This is a genomic window from Exiguobacterium sp. RM11 (assembly GCF_059821525.1).
In genome coordinates, this window is the sequence record NZ_CM187558.1 from 1,232,510 (window position 1) to 1,252,057 (window position 19,548).

Consider the following 19,548-nt stretch of genomic DNA (forward strand, 5'->3'; position numbering starts at 1 on the left):
ATGCTAGATATGAAATACGAAGGCGCTGATTTACGGTCGAAGCGTCGTCCTAAATCGGTCATTGACCGGGTGTGGAACTTCTTCGCATCGGTCAAAGTGGGATTATGGTTGATTGCGCTGATTATTGTCGGTTCGGCAATCGGGACGATCTTCCCTCAAGAAATGTATATCCCACAGCAGTTACCTCCAGAGCAATATTACTTGGAGGAATATGGGACGCCAGGTTCGATTTATTATGCACTTGGATTCCACAACCTATATACGTCATGGTGGTATATCGGTCTCATCGTCATGTTGACGCTCTCGCTCATCGTCGTATCGATTGACCGTGGCGTCCCGCTCTATAAAGCGCTAAAGAATCAGCCGGTTAGACGGACAGAGCGCTTTATGAAAGGACAACGCCTCTTCGGACAAGGCGAAGGAACAGACGCTCAAATCGATGAAATGGAAGTGTCGCTCAAGAAAAAACGGTACAGTGTCAAACGGGACGGAGATGCCTTATTGGCTGAAAAACACCGTTTCGGTCGTTGGGGTCCATATGTGAACCACGTCGGCCTCGTCATCTTCTTCCTCGGGGCGATGCTCCGCGTGTTCCCGGCATTCCACACGGATACGCTCGAGTGGGTTCGTGAAGGAGATACGGTCTCACTAGAGGCGACAGATGGGGAATACTATTTACGGAACGACCAGTTCATTCTTGAAATGTATGACCCGGAGAACAATGAGGAAGATGCGAAGTTCGCAGCTGCCATTGAAAAAGCCGGAGCCGTTCCAAAAAACTATGAGACGGAACTGACATTATTTAAGAAGACGGGAACGAACGAGGACGGATCGCCGCAACTCGAACAAGTCGATGTCGGTTCGACGAAAGTCAACCACCCGTTTAAGTTTGAAAAATATGAAGTGTATCAAGAGCAATATTCAAGTCGACCGGAATTCTTGTCGATGTCGTTCATGCTTGCCGATAAACAGACAGGTGACGAGTATGGACCGTTTAAAGTCGACCTCGAGAATCCGGAAAAGTCGTATGACTTAGACGGGGTCACGGTCACGTTGAAAGACTTGTATCCTGATTTTGAGGTGAAGGATGGACAACCGAACACGAAATCACCACGTGCACTGAATCCTGCCTTCTTCTTCAATATCGAATCACCTGAAGGCGAGACGGAATCAAACTTAGTCGGTATTCGTCTCAACGTCGCCGATGAAGAGAACCGTTATGATGTCCAGTTTGCAGGTACAGAAATGGCAAGCACGAGCGGTCTTCGAGTGAAGAGTGACTCGACGTACCCGATTCTGATCGTCGGTGCGACCATCTTCATGATTGGAATTGTGATGGGTATGTATTGGCCACACCGCCGTGTCTGGATTCGTCGTCATGAAGATGAGGTACTCGTTGCAGGCTTTACGAACAAAAACCCGTCCTCGCTCCGTCGAGAGGTTTCGCCATTATTAGAACAGTCCGGTTTACCGATGTGGGAAGATCAGGCGAGATTTACTTCGAAGCCGGAGAACGAGTCAACAAATGAAAGAGGGGAATCTTGATGGAATGGATTGAATGGAGCAGCCGAATGCTGTTTATCGCATTCTTCCTTTACGCGATCTCGACGGTTCTCTTTACGATTGCCGTTAGTGGTATGCGTAAAGATCGAAACGTCAACCGTGTCGCCTATGGGAAGTATGCCTTCATCTTGGCAATTATCGGATTTATCGCCCAAATGACATATTTCTTTATGCGTTGGGCAGGTGTCGGCTATGCGCCGGTATCAAACTTATATGAATATACGACGTTTTTCGGCATGATGATGGTGCTCGGATTCCTCGTCGTATACGGGATTTATAAAAATGATGTACTCGGATTGTTCGCGATGCCAGTGGCGTTACTCGTCATTGCTTTCGCCTCGATGTTCTCGAGTGAGGTCGCACCGCTCATTCCGGCACTCAACAGTGTATGGTTAAAAATCCACGTCACGACGGCAGCGCTCGGACAAGGGATTTTGGCCATCAGTTTTGCGTCAGGTCTCATTTTCTTATTGAATGAGACATCGATGAAAGAACAGTCTAAATCACGGACGTGGCTTGAAGTGACGATGTTCGTTCTCATGTGTACACTCGGGTTCATCATCGTGTCGATGCTCTTCAAAGGAATCGGTGCCGGTGGAGTCGTCGAATTTACGAATGACCGCGGTCAAGTCGAGACGTATGAATACTTCATGCCAATCCTATTCGTACCAGAAGGGGCACAGCTCTTGTCAGGAGCAAGCGGTTTGTCACTTGAGTTGCCGAATTGGATCAATACACTCAAGTTGAACACGCTCATCTGGTCGGTTATCGGTGGTGTCGTGATTTATGCGTTGCTCCGTTTCGTGATTTTGCGAAAACGCATTGCTGAAGCGCTTCAACCGCTTGCGAAAAAGGTCGACCTCGACCTTGCTGATGAGATCAGCTATCGCTCGGTCGCAATCGGATTGCCTGTCTTTATCCTCGGCGGTCTCATCTTTGCGATGATTTGGGCACAGATTGCGTGGAACCGCTTCTGGGGTTGGGATCCAAAGGAAGTATGGGCTCTCATTACGATGCTCATTTATATTTATTACTTGCATATGCGCATCCAGCGCGGTTGGACCGGAACGAAAGCGGCTTGGTTATGTGTCGGTGGATTTGCCATCATCATGTTCAACCTCGTCTTCGTCAACTTGGTCATCGCCGGTCTACATTCATATGCATGACGCGAAAGAAGTCACAATTGTGACTTCTTTTTCATTTGGTCCATCAAATCATCGTTGTGAAGCGAAATAATAGAGTGGTATAGTTATGGCAGGGAGTGGAATGTTCACAATTGTGCAACATTCGCTACAACTCGTAATGGGTCTTAGGAGGGTTTCTGGTATGGCTGAGAAAACGAAGATTTTAGTAGTCGACGACGAAGAGAGAATTCGCCGACTTTTGAAAATGTACTTAGAACGTGAACAGTATGTGATTGAAGAAGCGGTCAATGGAGAAGAGGCACTCGCTCTCGCTCTTGAAAACGAATACGACGTCATCTTACTTGATTTGATGATGCCGAAAATGGACGGAGTCGAAGTGTGTACAGAACTCCGGAAAACGAAAGCGACACCGGTCATCATGCTTACAGCGAAAGGTGAAGAGATTGATCGTGTCCAAGGATTTGAAGTCGGGGCGGACGATTACATCGTGAAACCGTTCAGTCCGCGTGAGGTCGTTCTTCGCGTCAAGGCACTCCTTCGTCGTTCTGGCTCGACTAAGTTTATGCAGACGAGTGAGAAATCAAAAGATTTGATCGTGTTCCCGCACTTGACGATTGACAATGATGCGCACCGTGTCACGGTCGACGGAGAAGAGATTGCCCTCACACCAAAAGAATATGAATTGCTGTTTTTCCTTGCGAAGCAGGTCGATAAAGTCTTTTCTCGCGAGCAGTTGTTGAAAGAAGTATGGAACTATGAATTTTTTGGAGACCTTCGGACCGTCGATACGCATGTGAAACGTCTTCGTGAGAAATTGAATCGCGTCTCACCAGATGCGGCTCATATGATCACGACTGTATGGGGTGTCGGGTACAAGTTCGAAGCTGCTAGTGAATGATGATTCGTCGAAACAGCATCGTCACGAAACTGTGGCTGACGATTCTCGTTTTGGTCAGCGTCATTTTATTCATCGTCTCGGTATTGATGCTTGAATTTTTCAACTCTTTTCACATCGACCAAGAACGTGGTCACCTTGCCAAACTTGGCGGACAGGTTCAGTCGGTGTTGTTGAATGAAGGTGACACGTCCCAGACGATCGATCAAATCATCGAAGTATATGGTGCGAACTATATTTTAGAAAACGGGACCACGCGTTCAAATTTCGGGAATCAAGTGGACGGGCTGATGGTTGAACTTGAACGTCAAGATTGGGAAACCTATCAGGCAGTCGGAGAGACGGCCATCGGTAATTTCTCTTCTTTTGATGACCAAGCTGCTCTTGCCTACCGGACGACGTTTTCGTTATCGACCGGACAATATACACTCTACTTACTTGAACCACTCGATGCGATTTCGAGTGCAAACGCTGGTGCACGAACAATCATTTTTTGGACTGTTGCTTCTGCCATCATCGTGACGACCGTGTTCGCCTTCTTCTTATCGACGCGGATCACGGCGCCGCTCCGAGCGATGCGAGATGCGGTCAATAAGACGGGGGAAGGACAATTCGACTTGCGTCTTGAGACGAAGACTCGAGACGAAATTGGAGAACTTGCCGCCTCGTTCAACGCGATGAGCAGTCAACTGGCGAAATATGTCGATGCGTTAGACCGAGAACGTCTGCAACTTGCCTCCATTCTTCGTTCGATGGCGGACGGTGTCATCACGCTCGACCGTCATGCAAACGTGATCGTCACCAATCCACAGGCTAGTCCGTTGCTTCAAGACGGTCAGCCGCATGAAGTCGTTCTGTCACTGTATGAAGAAGTGATGGAAGGGACGGCTGAGAAGACGATTGAAGTGAAACAAGATGACCGTTACTATACGTTGACGGTCACGCCGCTCGTCGGGGAGGATGATTTCGAAGGAGCTGTCGTCGTCATTCGCGACACATCTGAAAGCCACCGTCTCGATAAGATGCGGACCGATTTCGTGGCGAACATTAGCCATGAACTTCGGACACCGCTCGTGACGCTACAAGGTTATTCAGAGGCAATCATCGACGGGATGACAGAAAGTGACGAGGCGACGAAAGAGTTTGCGTCAATCATTTATGACGAATCTCTTCGACTTGCGCGACTTGTCAACGACTTACTTGATTTGGCCCGCATCGAATCGGGTAAAGAAACGATGCAATTCAGTTCATTCGATATCGGTGATTTCTTGCCACGTGTCATGAGAAAGTTCAATCAAATGGCATCTGAAAAAGAGATTCGATTACAGACGGACGTACCGCATCGACAGATTGAAGCAGACGGTGACCGACTCGAGCAAGTATTCACGAACTTGATCGGCAACGCCATCGCCCATACCGATTCAGGAGAGATTCGAATTGAGGCGACCGAGATGCCTGATGGGTTGCAGATTCGACTGTCCGACACAGGACACGGGATCCCGAAAGAGGACTTGCCGTTCGTGTTTGAGCGATTCTATAAAGCCGACAAAGCACGGACGAGCGGGTCGAAGACCGGTACCGGGATTGGTTTAGCCATCGTGAAAAATGTGATCGATGCCCACCATGGAACGGTCAGCGTATCGAGCACACTCGGTGTCGGAACGACGTTTGACATTTACTTACCATTTGAACAACCACATATCTCATAATGGTGACTCGTCTGAGTCACCATTTGTGGCATTTTAAGGGGGAAGCCGAATGAAGCGATATACACGCACGGGCGACACGGGTGAAACATCACTGATTGGTAGCCGTGTCGACAAACATCATCCTCAAATCGAAGCGATGGGGCATCTTGATGAATTGAACAGTCATATCGGATTAGCGATTGCGCAACAGACCGACGAGTCGCTCCGGGAACAGCTGACGAAGATTCAGCACGACTTGTTTGACCTCGGTTCGGAGCTGATGTATACGGACGCGCCCCCGAAAACGGTCGATTTGTCGATTGTGACGGAACTTGAACAATGGATGGACGAATGGGAAAAATCATGTCCAGAACTTGTGCGTTTCATCTTACCGGGAGGAAGTGTCGCAGCGGCGAGCCTGCATGTGGCGCGATCCGTTTGCCGTCGTGTCGAACGAGATTTGACCGCACTCGGTGTCGCCGACCGACAACTTCCATATTTTAACCGATTGAGTGACTATCTTTTCACGGTCGCACGATATGCGAATGTTGTCGCAGGCGTACCGGACCAAGAATATGCACGCGGCGCTGCCGTGTTTCAACCAAAACGAAAAAAGGAGTGATCGGCTGATGAAAGGAATCGAACAGTTCCAACATCAATTGCACTATTCGGTCTATCCGACCAAAAAATTTAAAACGACGACTTGCCTCGTCTCGTTTGCGGCCCCGCTGTCTCAGGACACGGTGGCAGATCGGGCACTGCTTCCATTCATTATGGAAAAATCGACAGAAGCTTATCCATCAATTGAGTTATTTCACACACCGCTAGAAGATTTATATGATACAAACTTGTATGCAGGCGCATCAAAAATTGGGAAAGAGCATGTCATCCAATTTCAACTCGAAGTCGTTAATGACAATCTTGTCGGTGAAGACGTCTTGAGTCAGGCCATTCAATTACTGGAGGAAGTGTTACTTCGTCCGAATGTCTATGATGGCGCGTTCCAACCGCTCATCGTGGAGCAAGAACGCCGATTGCAGCGTCAGCGAATCGAGTCAGTCTATGATGACAAGATGCGTTTCGCTCAACAGCGCCTGCAAGAGATGCTCGGAGGCGAGCTCGCCATCCCGTCTCTCGGTACGCTCGAACAGCTCGATCACGTCACGCCGAAATCACTTTTCAATGCTTATCAATCCATGATTCAGAACGATCGTGTCGACATTTATGTCGTCGGCGATGTCGACCGTCAACAAGTCGAACAGGCATTTAACCCGCTCGAATCGCTCGGGACGCGTCAGCCGAGACGTCTGCCCGAACCGAGCCGTGGTGAGTTCAAACGATTAGAAGAGCATCAAGACATCAAGCAAAGTAAACTTCATCTCGCCTACGCGATTGACGTCGATCCGCGGACAGAAGATGCCATCCGTATGCAAGTCGTGAACGGATTATTCGGTGGGTTCCCGCACTCGAAGCTGTTCATGAACGTCCGTGAAAAAGAAAGTTTGGCCTACTATGCCGCGTCACAATACAGTTCGCTCAGTCGAAAACTGTTCGTGTATGCGGGAATCGATGCATCAAATCAACAAAAAACCGAACACATTATCGAAGAGCAGTTAAAAGCACTGCAGGCGGGTGAGTTCGAAGACGAGACGTTACAACAGACGAAAGAAATGTTGTTCCACCAACGTCGCCAACTCGGAGACAGCCCTCGTCAGTTGATTGGATGTATGAGTGGTGCAGACATACGCCCGTTTTCACTCGACGAAGAGATGGCAATCATCGAGAGTACGACACGCGACCATGTCATCGCGCTTGCGAATGAGATTTCGCTCGAAGCAGTTTACTGTCTGAAAGGAGGAGAAGCATGAAACTAGATTTCCCAAACGTCGGAGAGACTTTACATCACCACGTTCTCGACAATGGCCTCTCCGTGTATTTGCTGAGGAAGACTGGATATGAGAAAACGTTCGCGACGTTCACGACGAAATATGGTTCAATTGACCGTCGCTTCAAATTAGAGGATTGGATAGAGGTGCCGGACGGAATCGCACATTTCTTAGAGCATAAGATGTTCGAAAAAGAGGATGGCGACGTCTTCCAACAGTTCGGTCGCCAAGGGGCATCAGCGAATGCCTTCACCTCATTCACGCGGACGGCATACTTGTTCGGGGCGACATCGAACGTGCCGGAAAACGTGAAAACGCTACTCAATTTCGTTCAGGAACCATATTTCACGAAAGAGTCAGTCGAGAAAGAAAAGGGTATCATCGGTCAAGAGATTCAAATGTATCAAGACAATCCGGGATGGCGTCTTTATTTCGGATTGATTGAAGCGATGTATGAGACACATCCCGTCAAAATCGATATCGCTGGAACAATCGAATCGATCTCAAAAATCACGGCAGAAGATTTGTATACGTGTCATCAGGCGTTCTACCATCCGAGCAACATGGCGTTGTTCGTCGTCGGGAACATCGAACCGGATGAGATGCTTGAATTGATTCGTGACAATCAGGCAGCTAAATCATTTGACGCGCCACCTTTAAGCGCACGTGAGACGGTGGAAGAGCCGATCACGGTTCGTCTGTCAGAACGGGTCATTGAGATGGATGTCTCGGTTCCGAAAGTGATGATTGGCTATAAAGATGTCCCACAAGCTGGAGAAGCCGGTCTCAAACAAGAGTTGACGGTGGAACTCCTCATGCACGCGCTCTTCGATACGACAGCACCCCTCTACACGGAATTGTACGCAGAAGGGCTAATCGATGATGCATTCTCATTTGATTATACGTCTGAAGAGACGTTCGCCTTCGCCGCACTATCGATGGAAACATCCCATGTCGATGCCTTTGTCGAACGTGTCACGGGTGCGTTGGAGCGCCCACTTCATCTTGATCAAGAGACGCTCAATCGTAAGAAGCGGATGATGCAGGGACAATTTTTAAAAGCACTGAATTCGCCAGAGTTTATCGCCAACCAGTTCTCACGGTATGCACTCAATGACGGGAACTTGTTCGAGATTCCGAATTTGATCGATGCGATCACATTAGATGAACTTCACGAAGCATACGTACGATTGTTCCGAAGTGAGCAACGAACGGTGTGCGTTGTCAAAAAGCCATGAAGACGTTGATTGTCGGAGCGAGCGGCGCGATTGGACGTGCCGTCTCGCTCGCTTTTCGTGAGGATGAGCTTTTGCTACATGCGAATCGAGGTCGTGAGACACTTACTCGAGTGATGGAGACTGAGAAGCTACAGGCTGAACTGATTATATGTGACTTATCGGACCGAGCAGAAGTAGAGAAGTGGGTGTCGTCAATCGATACTGTTGATCGAATCGTCTACGTCGCTGGTCACGCGCTACACGGTCTCGTCGTCGACCAATCGGTAGATGAGCTGGATCGACTTTACGAGGTGCATGTACGCGCCATGGTTCGATTGATTCAGTCAGTTGTTGCGCGTAAACCGTATGACCATCCACTAGATATTGTCGTCGTCTCAAGCGTTTGGGGTGAGGTCGGGGCAGCAGCCGAAGTGTTCTATTCTACGGTCAAAGCGGCACAACTCGGTTTCGTCAAAGCGTTTGCGCGTGAAGCAGGACCGTTCAATGTTCGAATCAATGCGGTCACACCAGGGTGGATTGATACGCCGATGAATGATACGGTAGAAGAGTCGAAACAAACCGTGATGGATGACATTCCGCTTGGGCGTCTTGGTACCACTGAAGACGTGGCGAAGACGATCCGATTTTTATGCTCATCGGATGCTTCATATATGACCGGCACAGTACTACGCATTGATGGCGGTTGGCAATGATCTCGTCAAGATGCATAAACGAGTTCTTTTCAATTCTTCTAAAATAATTTAAAATAGGCAAGGTAGCGAATTTGCTCGAAAGGATGGTTCGGGATGGAACATAAATTCGAAGAGTGGTATCTCGAATATGAATTGTGTCAAAATCGACCGGGTATCCTCGGAGACATCGCGTCTCTCATGGGAATGCTTCAAATTTCCATCGTCACCATTAATGGAGTCGACCTGCAACGTCGTGGCATGCTGCTCAAAGCTCCGGCTGCAGATCATGTCCATCGACTCGAGCATATTTTAAAACGTATGGAAGCCATCGCAGTCATCAAATTGCGCCGCCCGAAATTACGGGACCGGATAGCGATTCGACATGGTCGTTACATCGACCACGACAGCGATGATAAGAAAACGTTCCGTTTCGTCCGAGAAGACTTAGGGATTCTTGTTGATTTCGTAGCAGAACTGATGAAAGAAGAACGTCATCTATTGATTGGCGTACGGGGGAACCCGCGCGTTGGGAAAACAGAATCCATCGTCGCAGCCAGTGTGTGTGCGAATAAACGGTGGTTGTTCTTGTCATCGACCCTCATGAAACAGACGGTTCGAACCTCTTTGTTTGAAGAAGAGCGGGAAGGCGATCATGTATACATAATCGATGGAGCGGTCTCTACGCGTACGATGGACGAGCGACATCGTCAACTGATCCGTGAGGTCATGCGGTTGCCTGCCGTGAAGGTCATTGAACACCCTGACCTTTATGTCCGAAACACCGATTGCGTGTACGAAGACTTTGATTATATTATTGAATTGAGAAACAATCCGGATGAAACGATTATCATCCCACAAGAAACGCATCGTGAGTCAGAATGGTTTGAATAATTATGTGAATGGAAGGTGTGGACCCCTGTGACAGAACTAGGGACTTTTTTGAAACAAAAGCGTGAGGAGAGCGGATTGACGCTCGACCAAATCCAGCAGACGACGAAGATTCAAAAGCGCTATATCATCGCGATCGAGGAAGGTGATTACAAAAATCTCCCTGGCTCTTTCTATGCACGGGCGTTCATTAAAACGTATGCGGAGTCACTCGGTCTCGATGTGGACGAATTGTATGAGACTTACGCAAAAGATCTACCAAAAATCGAAGCACAGCCATCCGTTCAACTTTCTCGTAAAAAGACGTATTCCAAAGCGTCCGAGTCGACGAGTCGAGTATCGCGATGGGTTCCGAAAGTACTTCTCGCCCTTACCGTCTTTTTGCTCATTACAGCAATCTATTTTGCCGTGAGAAGCATCGACTTCGGTGGACAAGACGCAAGTCCGGCTGAACCACCGAGTTCAAATGTCACACTCGACCAGAACGAGGATGTCCCAGCGGATGAACCAGCCGAGGAAGAACCGGTATCAGAGGATCCTGCTGAGGAAGAACCGCCAGCGGAATCTGGTCCGATTGCGGTAACGGAATCGAACGGGGCGGACATCACATATGAGCTCGCTACGAGCGATAAACTATCGACCGAGATTTATGTGAAAGAATCGCCAGCCTCATATGTCGGCGTTCGTGATACGTCACTTGAAGGTCCGTTCCTTGCGCCTGAATATCCGAACCAATCGAAACAGAATCCGATTGTCATTGAAGATGCTGAGACGGACACGTTACGAATCCGGATCGGACTCATCGCAGGTGTTGAGAAAATCGTCGTCAACGGTCGCGAGCTCGAGCTTCAAGAGTCTCCGGTCACACAAAATATATTCGTAAAGAGAGTCGACGCAGAATAAGTCGACTCTCCTTCTAAGAGGAGGCGTTCTACATGAACCTACCTAACCGATTGACGATGTTACGCGTGGTGTTGATTCCCGTATTCGTCGTCTTACTCGCTGTTGATTTTGATTGGGGAAACGTTGCCTTTTTAGGTGCTGAGATCCCGCTACACCAATTTATCGCTGGTGTCATCTTTACCATCGCGGCCATTACAGACTGGTTGGACGGTCATTTGGCGCGGAAACACAACTTGGTCACGAACTTTGGGAAATTCATGGACCCGCTCGCAGACAAACTACTCGTGACAGCGGCGCTCGTGTTGCTTGTCGAGATGGACCTCGTGGCTGCATGGGTCGTTGTCGTGATTCTTTCTCGTGAGTTTGCGGTCACGGGTCTTCGACTTGTCGCTGCCGACGAAGGGATTGTCGTCGCGGCGGGTAAGTCAGGCAAAGCTAAAACATGGGTGCAACTGTTCGCCATCATTTTCCTCCTATTCGGTAACCCGATTTTCAGTTATGTCGGCATCCCGTTTGGGGAATGGGCGATGTGGTTGGCACTCGCACTCACGATTTACTCAGGTGCCGAGTATTTCGCACAAAACTACAAGATTATTGTGAAGTCGATGTAAGTCGACAAAGACGAGTTGGTTGATCTAGCTCGTCTTTTTTTTGAAGTCGAGGAGGAAATAAGATGAAACGAGCCGAAATCATTGCGGTAGGAAGCGAGTTGCTCTTAGGAGAAATCGTCAATACGAATGCGAGTTACATATCTGAACAACTGTCGAAATACGGTGTCTCGGTCTTGTATCATCAAGTTGTCGGGGATAACGCGGAACGAATGCGGGAGACGTTCGAGATTGCGCGTCGTCGTTCAGACCTTGTCATCGTTACGGGTGGACTTGGACCGACGGCAGATGATGTCACGAAGACAGTCTTGTCTGATCTGCTCGAACGCCCGATTGTTCGAGACGAAGAGGCGTTTCACACGATTCAACAATTTCTTCAGTCACGTAACCGTGAGATGAATGAAGGGGACGCTCGTCAGGCGGACGTCTTGTCAGGTGCGGACGTTTTACAAAATCCGGTCGGTCTGGCTCCAGGTATGTGGATTGAAGGGGAGACGACGTGGATGCTACTTCCTGGTGTGCCACGCGAGATGCGGGCGCTCATCGATGCGACGTTTCCGAAAAAGTTTTCAGGCGCGACGCTCGTCTCAGAATCGTTACGATTTTATGAAATTGGAGAATCGGCACTCGATGATGCCGTCAAAGACTTGTTGAACGGGTCTAACCCGACTGTCGCACCTTATGCTGAGACAGGAGAAGCGAGACTTCGAATCAGTGCTCGGGCGGTAGATGATACGGCTGCACGACTGATGATTGAAGAAATGAAAGATGAAATCTTACGACGTGTCGGTTCGTATTATTTCGGGTCAGATGATGAAACGATTGCCTCATACCTCGTGCAATCATTGACACGTCATCACCAAACACTGGCAATTGCTGAGTCATTGACAGGAGGAGAAGTCCAATCGATGATCACATCGACTCCAGGAGCATCGGCTGTCTTTTTAGGGGGAGTCGTTACCTATTCAGATGAGCTAAAAAATAGGTATTTAGGGGTCGCTCTTGATACAATTGAACAGCACTCAGTCGTCTCAAAAGAAGTTGCTTATGAGATGGTAGATGGATTAGTTAAACAAACGAATGCGGACTACGCGCTCTCGTTCACCGGTGAAGCTGGACCAACCTCAAATTCAGGGCGTCCCGTCGGTACGGTCTACATCGGGGTGAAAACACCGGATGGAATCGAGGTCATCGAACGTGTTTATCCGCATCAAGAACGTAACGTCGTTCGGCTGCGGGCTGCAAAAGATGGACTATGGGCCCTCATACAACGAATTAAAAAAGGCGAATAAATGTTCGTAAAAAACTTGTGTATCGCTATATGTTCACGTATAATGAAAGTATCAATTAAAGGAGGCTCATTTATCTATGAGTGATCGTAAACAAGCGTTAGAAATGGCATTACGCCAAATTGAGAAACAATTCGGTAAAGGCTCGATTATGCGCCTTGGTGAAAATACAGACCAGCAAGTATCGGTCATCCCTTCTGGGTCGATTGCCCTCGACGTCGCACTTGGTGCGGGTGGATATCCACGCGGTCGTGTCATTGAAGTGTACGGACCAGAATCTTCAGGTAAGACGACTGTTGCCCTTCATGCGATTGCAGAAGTTCAAAAACGTGGCGGTCAAGCTGCGTTCGTCGATGCCGAGCATGCGCTCGATCCAAAGTATGCTAAAAATCTTGGCGTCAACATCGATGAGTTGTTGCTCTCTCAGCCAGATACAGGGGAACAGGCGCTCGAGATCGCTGAAGCGCTCGTTCGCTCGGGAGCAGTTGATATCCTCGTCGTCGACTCGGTTGCGGCACTCGTACCGAAAGCCGAAATCGAAGGGGAGATGGGAGACTCGCACGTCGGTCTTCAAGCTCGTTTGATGTCTCAGGCACTTCGTAAATTGTCTGGTGCAACGAACAAATCGAAAACAATCGTCATCTTCATCAACCAAATTCGTGAGAAAATTGGAATCATGTTTGGTAACCCGGAAACGACACCTGGTGGTCGTGCCTTGAAGTTCTACTCTTCAGTACGCCTCGAAGTACGTCGTGCAGAAACGCTCAAACAAGGTCAAGATATGGTCGGGAACCGTACGAAGATCAAGATTGTAAAAAATAAGATCGCACCACCATTCAAGACGGCGGAAGTCGACATCATGTACGGTGAAGGGATTTCACGTGAAGGGGAACTCATCGACATCGGTGCAGACCTCGATATCGTTCAAAAGAGCGGTGCGTGGTACTCGTTCAACGAGGAGCGTCTCGGTCAAGGTCGTGAAAATGCGAAACAATACATGAAAGAAAATCCAGCCATCGCGGCCGAAGTGGAGCGTCAAATTCGTGATCACTACGGCTTGAACGGAGAAAAAACAGTCACAGTTGAAGGTGAAGACGACGAAGTTCTCTCACTTCTTGATGACGAATAAGCACATGGTCTCACTCGGAATCATCCGAGTGAGATTTTTTTAGTATAATTTTTAGGCAATTGGTAGTTCTATCCTGTCCGTGCATTGCATTCTCTCTCTTAAATAAGTACAATAAAGTTATGCGCGGGCTTGCCTGCGTTACTCACTTATTAAAAAAATAAAATAACCTTGCGAAAGGGAGGTGAACATGATGGAATGGCTATACTGGCTTATTCTGATCCTCCTTTTGCCGATAGCTTTTGTTGCAGGTTTTTTTGTGCGTAAATCGATCGCCGAAGCGAAGATTCAAGGTGCCGAGACGGAAGCGACTAAGATTGTAGAACAAGCAAAACAACAATCGGAAGCGATGCAAAAAGAAGCACGGCTTGAAGTAAAAGAAGAGATGATTCAACTTCGCAATGAGACGGAACAAGAATTGCGTGAACGTCGCGAAGACCAGAAAGTGAAAGAGAATCGCCTCGTTCAAAAAGAAGAGCTTCTCGACCGCAAAGCAGATATGCTCGAGCGGAAAGAAGATTCGCTAGATGAACAGGAGCGCGGGCTCGAAAAACGCAAACGTGAAGCAGAAATGCTCGAAAGCAAAGTGGAGGACTTATACGAAGAAGCACGCCAAGAACTTGTACGCGTGGCAGCCCTCTCGAAAGATGAAGCACGTACCATCATCATGGACGAAGCGAAGCAGGAAGCGCTTCACGATGCTGCTCTCCTTCAAAAAGAAATCGAGCAAAAAGCAAAACAAGAAGCGGATAAAAAAGCGAAACACCTCTTATCTCTCACGATGCAACGATACGCTGCTGAACATGTCGCGGAGACGACGGTATCTGTCGTCAACTTACCGAGTGATGAGATGAAAGGTCGCATCATCGGGCGTGAAGGACGTAACATCCGTACGCTCGAGACGTTGACTGGAATTGATCTCATCATCGATGACACGCCAGAAGCGGTCATTTTGTCAGGTTTCGATCCGGTTCGCCGTGAAATCGCCAAAATGACGCTCGAAAAACTCGTTCAAGACGGGCGCATCCACCCGGCTCGCATTGAAGAGATGGTAGAGAAGTCTCGTCGTGAAGTCGATGAGCGCATTCGTGAGTACGGAGAAGAAGCGACTTTCGAAGCTGGTATTCACGGACTCCATCCAGACCTCGTCAAGACACTCGGTCGCATGCGCTATCGTACGAGTTATGGACAGAACGTCTTGTCTCACTCGGTCGAGGTGGCACATCTTGCCGGGATGATGGCAGCCGAACTCGGGGAAGACGTCACACTCGCGAAGCGAGCTGGACTCTTGCACGATATCGGAAAAGCGATCGACCACGAAGTCGAGGGCAGTCACGTCGAAATCGGAGTAGAGCTTGCAACGAAGTACAAGGAACATCCGGTCGTCATCAACTCGATTGCTTCCCACCACGGGGACGTCGAGGCGACATCGACGATTGCAGTGCTAGTCGCAGCGGCTGACGCCTTGTCGGCAGCTCGTCCTGGAGCTCGTCAAGAGACGCTAGAAAGCTACATTCGCCGTCTCGAACGACTCGAGTCAATCTGTGAGTCGTTTGAAGGTGTCGAGAAATCGTATGCGATTCAAGCGGGACGTGAAGTTCGAATTATCGTTCGCCCTGACGTCGTCGATGATGTTGTCGCCGGTAAAATGGCACGCGATATTTGTAAGCGAATCGAAGATGAACTCGATTATCCTGGACAAATTAAAGTGACGGTTATTCGTGAAACACGTTCCGTCGATTATGCGAAGTAAGCAAAGCGGAGAATTTCTCCGCTTTTTCTGTTTGAGGGAGGATTTTATATGAAAATTTTATTTATCGGTGATGTCGTCGGGAAGCCCGGACGAGATATTTTGAGCAATCAGATTGGTCGATTGAAAGACAAATACAACCCGACGTTCATGCTCGTCAACGGTGAGAATGCGGCAAATGGGCGCGGTATTACGAAAAAGATTTATCAACAGTTTTTAGAGCTCGGCTTCCATGGGGTGACGATGGGGAACCATACGTGGGATAACCGTGACATTTTTGATTGGATCGACGATGCCGACCGGATCGTCCGTCCAGCAAACTATCCGGACGGGACACCTGGAGTCGGGATAATGAAGTTAAAACAAAACGGAAAGAAATTGGCCGTCATCAACGTCATGGGTAATGTTTTCTTGCCATCCCTTGACTGTCCGTTCCGTACCGTTGACCGGCTCGTCGAAGAAGTGCGTGATGAAGTCGACGCCATCTTCGTCGATGTCCATGCCGAGGCGACGAGTGAAAAGATTGCGATGGGTTATCACCTAGACGGGCGTGCCCAAGCCGTAGTCGGTACGCATACGCACGTACAGACGGCAGATGAACGTGTCTTGCCGAACGGGACAGCATATATTACCGATGTCGGGATGACGGGTCCACTTGACGGGATACTCGGCATGGATGCATCCGTTGTTTTAAAAAAATTTATGACACAACTCCCAGTTCGGTTTGAAGTTGCCGAGGGACGGGAACAACTTAATGGAGTTTTCATTACAATCGATGATCAGACGAAACGAGCGACAAAAATTGAACGAATACACCTAGATGATCAGACCGTCTGGTTTGATTGAACAACCTACCCGAGGGGGAAACAAGAATGGACGTACTCAAAGTTTCGGCAAAATCGAACCCTAACTCCGTTGCGGGTGCTTTAGCGGGTGTGCTGCGTGAAAAAGGAACGTGTGAGATACAGGCGATTGGGGCAGGTGCGCTGAATCAGTCCATCAAAGCCGTCGCGATCGCCAGAGGCTTCGTCGCGCCAAGCGGTCTCGATTTAATTTGCATTCCAGCCTTTACCGATATTATGATTGACGGAGAGGAACGTACTGCCATCAAGCTCATCATTGAGCCACGATGAGCGGTCGGGACATAGGTCCTATTCTTGTGAAGAGGAGCCATCGGCGCGGATGGCTCCTCTTTTTTTGTGGAAAATGGACGTTCCGTCTTCTCAGTTTCGTCATTTTATGACAAGATGATAAAGAACGTATCGTTCGATCATAAGAGACAAGAGGGGGACGTTTTCAATGGAACAACTCGTGTCAACCACAGAGAAGGAAACAACGACACCAGTAATGAAAGCGATTCAAAAACACACGGCCGGTTTTGGGGCAAAACTGGTCGACGTACCAGTTCCAACGCCAGGACCTGGAGAAGTACTCATTCAAGTCAAAGCGACATCGATTTGCGGGACCGATGTTCATATCTATGAGTGGGATGAATGGTCACAGAGCCGCGTCAAACCACCGTATGTATTCGGTCATGAGTTTTCGGGAGAAGTCGTGGCACTCGGGGAAGGGACGAAGCGCATCAAAATCGGACAGACCGTATCCGCTGAGACGCATATCGTCTGTCATCAGTGTAAACAATGTTTGCGTGGACAGTATCACATCTGTAAAAATACAAAAATCATCGGTGTGGACACGCAAGGTTGTTTTGCAGAATACGTCGTTATGCCTGAAGAGAACCTATGGGTAAACCCGGAAACGATGCCAGCCAAATTGGCATCCATTCAAGAACCGCTCGGAAACGCGGTACACACGGTGCTAGCAAGTGACGTGTCTGCCAAATCGGTCGCCATCGTCGGATGCGGACCAATCGGACTCATGGCGGTAGGCGTTGCCAAAGCAGCTGGTGCGAGTCGCGTCTATGCGATTGATGTCAATCCGTATCGCTTAAAGCTCGCAGAAGAGATGGGGGCAGATGTCGTCATCAATAGCTTAGAAGAGAATCCGCTCGAATTAATTGAACGGGAGACGGATGGAGACGGAATCGATGTTGTCTGCGAGATGAGCGGTCATCCGATTGCGATTGATCAGGCGTTCAAAATGGTCACGGCAGGAGGGGATGTCAACGTCTTGTCGCTCCCGGCTCGTCCGGTCGCCATCGACCTCACGAGAGATGTTGTCTTTAAAGGTGTCCGTGTCCAAGGAATTACGGGACGGAAGATGTATGAGACGTGGGGCCAAGTCTCGACGATGCTCGCGACAGGTCAGTTGAATGTCGAACCGATCATTACGCACGTTTTCAAGCTCGAAGAATTCGAAAAAGGATTCGAACTCATGCGGGCAGGGAAATGTGGGAAGGTCGTCTTAATACCTTAAAGGGGGAAACAACATGGCATTTGAACATATTACAGAAGCAATCAATGAGATGAAAGAACAGGGGACGTTCCGTAAGCTCGTCCCACTCGAATCGGCACAAGGGAACGAAGTGACAATCGACGGGAAGTCACTCGTCCAGCTGTCATCAAACAACTACCTCGGACTTGCGAACCATCCACGTTTGAAGCAGGCAGCGATTGAAGCGGTCGAAGAGTACGGGGCAGGAACAGGATCAGTTCGTACGATTGCTGGTACGTTCGAAATGCACGAAGCGTTTGAGCGCGAACTCGCCGAGTTCAAACATACGGAAGCCTCACTCGTCTTCCAATCAGGATTTGCGACGAACCTTGGGGTCTTGTCTGCACTTCTCGGACCGGAAGATGTCGTCATTAGTGATGCGCTCAACCATGCGTCAATCATCGATGGGATTCGTCTCACGAAAGCGGCACGTCGTATCTATAAGCACGTCGACCTCGAAGACTTGGAGAAAGCGTTAAAAGAGACACAAGATTATCGGACACGTCTCGTCGTGACGGATGGTGTGTTCTCGATGGACGGGAACATCGCACCGCTTCCGGCAATCGTCGAACTCGCCGAGAAATATGACGCTGCGGTCATGGTCGATGATGCGCACGCATCTGGCGTTCTCGGGAAGAATGGTCGCGGAACGGTCAACCACTTCGGTTTAGACGGACGTGTCGCGTTACAGGTCGGGACGCTTTCGAAAGCAATCGGTGTCTTAGGCGGGTATGTTGCCTGTTCACAAGACGTACGCGATTACTTGATCCACAAAGGTCGTCCGTTCCTCTTCTCGACATCACATCCACCGGCAGTCGTAGCGGCGAACCGTGAAGCAATCCGTGTCATGAAAGAGGAAGAAGAACTGTTCGAAAAATTGTGGGCGAACACGGAGTTCTTCAAGACCGGTCTACGTGACCTCGGTTTCGATATCGGCCATGCGACGACACCGATCACACCGGTCATGCTTGGTGAAGAGACACTCGCGCATACGTTCTCGGACAAACTGAAAGAGCATGGTGTATTCGCACAGAGCATCGCTTTCCCGACGGTCGAACGCGGTAAAGCCCGTATCCGGACAATCGTCACAGCGGAGCACACAAGAGATGACCTTGAACGCGCACTCGAGGCGTTCAAAACAGTCGCAGAAGAATTGAATGTGACATTACGCGCATAAGCGAGGACTGCAGACGATTTGTCTGCAGTTTTTTGATGGATTTGTACACGAAATCGAGTATATTCAGATAGAGCATAGATAGAGTAAGCCGAAATATAACGTATTTTTTAATATTTCAATTACCGTAATTTGATTTAATTAGTACATATCAGAAATGAGGGAAGGCTATGTTTCAGCAAGGAATATTTCAAGTGGGAATGGTGTTAAATCGAGAGACGTTTTCGATTCTGACGATTTCACCACCATTCATCATAAATGTGATCTTTAGTGTCTTGATTGTGATATATGTCTTGTACTTTCGGAGTGAGGGTTGGAAAGAGAAATTGT

The 19,548-nt window shown here is 48.8% G+C and carries 18 protein-coding genes; all 18 read left to right on the forward strand.

All coding sequences use genetic code 11. From position 1 onward, the window contains the following. The 18 genes from resB (at window position 1) to AC5LIL_RS06555 (ending at window position 19,221) form a co-directional block, all read left to right on the forward strand. Window positions 1-1,545 carry a cytochrome c biogenesis protein ResB gene (gene resB / locus AC5LIL_RS06470; protein ID WP_214782539.1) on the forward strand — a complete coding sequence of 515 codons (1,545 nt, stop codon included), beginning with the start codon at window positions 1-3 and terminating at the stop codon, window positions 1,543-1,545. After that, entirely contained in the window at window positions 1,545-2,729 is a 1,185-nt protein-coding gene (ccsB, locus tag AC5LIL_RS06475) for a c-type cytochrome biogenesis protein CcsB (RefSeq protein ID WP_214692798.1), read from the forward strand. Before resB ends, ccsB begins: the two co-directional genes overlap by 1 nt. A gap of 160 nt (window positions 2,730-2,889) precedes the next feature. Further along, entirely contained in the window at window positions 2,890-3,606 is a 717-nt protein-coding gene (locus AC5LIL_RS06480) for a response regulator transcription factor (RefSeq protein ID WP_026825821.1), read from the forward strand. Beyond that, window positions 3,603-5,312: an ATP-binding protein gene (locus AC5LIL_RS06485; protein ID WP_214782544.1), complete on the forward strand. Its 1,710-nt coding sequence runs from the start codon at window positions 3,603-3,605 to the stop codon at window positions 5,310-5,312. Before AC5LIL_RS06480 ends, AC5LIL_RS06485 begins: the two co-directional genes overlap by 4 nt. A 49-nt stretch (window positions 5,313-5,361) precedes the next feature. Continuing rightward, window positions 5,362-5,913 (forward strand): cob(I)yrinic acid a,c-diamide adenosyltransferase, encoded by a 552-nt coding sequence (locus AC5LIL_RS06490; RefSeq protein WP_074033223.1) that lies wholly within the window; start codon window positions 5,362-5,364, stop codon window positions 5,911-5,913. 7 nt (window positions 5,914-5,920) lie between these two features. Next, on the forward strand, window positions 5,921-7,159 hold the full coding sequence (gene yfmF / locus AC5LIL_RS06495) for an EF-P 5-aminopentanol modification-associated protein YfmF (RefSeq protein WP_499825237.1): 1,239 nt from the start codon (window positions 5,921-5,923) through the stop codon (window positions 7,157-7,159). Continuing rightward, window positions 7,156-8,415: an EF-P 5-aminopentanol modification-associated protein YfmH gene (gene yfmH / locus AC5LIL_RS06500; protein WP_499825238.1), complete on the forward strand. Its 1,260-nt coding sequence runs from the start codon at window positions 7,156-7,158 to the stop codon at window positions 8,413-8,415. The genes yfmF and yfmH overlap by 4 nt, the downstream gene beginning before the upstream one ends. Next, window positions 8,394-9,107 carry an elongation factor P 5-aminopentanone reductase gene (gene ymfI / locus AC5LIL_RS06505; RefSeq protein WP_499825239.1) on the forward strand — a complete coding sequence of 238 codons (714 nt, stop codon included), beginning with the start codon at window positions 8,394-8,396 and terminating at the stop codon, window positions 9,105-9,107. Before yfmH ends, ymfI begins: the two co-directional genes overlap by 22 nt. 93 nt (window positions 9,108-9,200) lie before the next feature. Beyond that, complete coding sequence (locus AC5LIL_RS06510; RefSeq protein ID WP_012726484.1) at window positions 9,201-9,977, forward strand: YmfK family protein; 777 nt, start codon at window positions 9,201-9,203, stop codon at window positions 9,975-9,977. A gap of 27 nt (window positions 9,978-10,004) precedes the next feature. Continuing rightward, a complete protein-coding gene (locus AC5LIL_RS06515; protein ID WP_499825240.1) occupies window positions 10,005-10,877 on the forward strand; it encodes a helix-turn-helix domain-containing protein in 873 nt (290 codons plus the stop codon). A gap of 32 nt (window positions 10,878-10,909) precedes the next feature. Next, complete coding sequence (gene pgsA / locus AC5LIL_RS06520) at window positions 10,910-11,488, forward strand: CDP-diacylglycerol--glycerol-3-phosphate 3-phosphatidyltransferase (protein WP_499825241.1); 579 nt, start codon at window positions 10,910-10,912, stop codon at window positions 11,486-11,488. A gap of 62 nt (window positions 11,489-11,550) precedes the next feature. Continuing rightward, the gene (locus AC5LIL_RS06525) at window positions 11,551-12,777 is read left to right on the forward strand and encodes a competence/damage-inducible protein A (RefSeq protein ID WP_499825242.1); all 1,227 of its coding nucleotides are present in this window, start codon (window positions 11,551-11,553) and stop codon (window positions 12,775-12,777) included. Between the two features lie 76 nt (window positions 12,778-12,853). Further along, complete coding sequence (gene recA / locus AC5LIL_RS06530) at window positions 12,854-13,903, forward strand: recombinase RecA (RefSeq protein WP_074033216.1); 1,050 nt, start codon at window positions 12,854-12,856, stop codon at window positions 13,901-13,903. Window positions 13,904-14,090: 187 nt separating this feature from the next. After that, window positions 14,091-15,653 carry a ribonuclease Y gene (gene rny / locus AC5LIL_RS06535; RefSeq protein ID WP_214748227.1) on the forward strand — a complete coding sequence of 521 codons (1,563 nt, stop codon included), beginning with the start codon at window positions 14,091-14,093 and terminating at the stop codon, window positions 15,651-15,653. Between the two features lie 48 nt (window positions 15,654-15,701). Next, window positions 15,702-16,496 carry a TIGR00282 family metallophosphoesterase gene (locus AC5LIL_RS06540; protein ID WP_499825243.1) on the forward strand — a complete coding sequence of 265 codons (795 nt, stop codon included), beginning with the start codon at window positions 15,702-15,704 and terminating at the stop codon, window positions 16,494-16,496. A 26-nt stretch (window positions 16,497-16,522) separates the two neighbouring features. Further along, the gene (locus AC5LIL_RS06545) at window positions 16,523-16,783 is read left to right on the forward strand and encodes a stage V sporulation protein S (RefSeq protein WP_012726477.1); all 261 of its coding nucleotides are present in this window, start codon (window positions 16,523-16,525) and stop codon (window positions 16,781-16,783) included. Window positions 16,784-16,949: 166 nt separating this feature from the next. Next, window positions 16,950-18,026 (forward strand): L-threonine 3-dehydrogenase, encoded by a 1,077-nt coding sequence (gene tdh, locus AC5LIL_RS06550; RefSeq protein ID WP_499825244.1) that lies wholly within the window; start codon window positions 16,950-16,952, stop codon window positions 18,024-18,026. 13 nt (window positions 18,027-18,039) lie between these two features. Beyond that, complete coding sequence (locus AC5LIL_RS06555) at window positions 18,040-19,221, forward strand: glycine C-acetyltransferase (RefSeq protein WP_499825245.1); 1,182 nt, start codon at window positions 18,040-18,042, stop codon at window positions 19,219-19,221. Window positions 19,222-19,548: the final 327 nt, after the last annotated feature.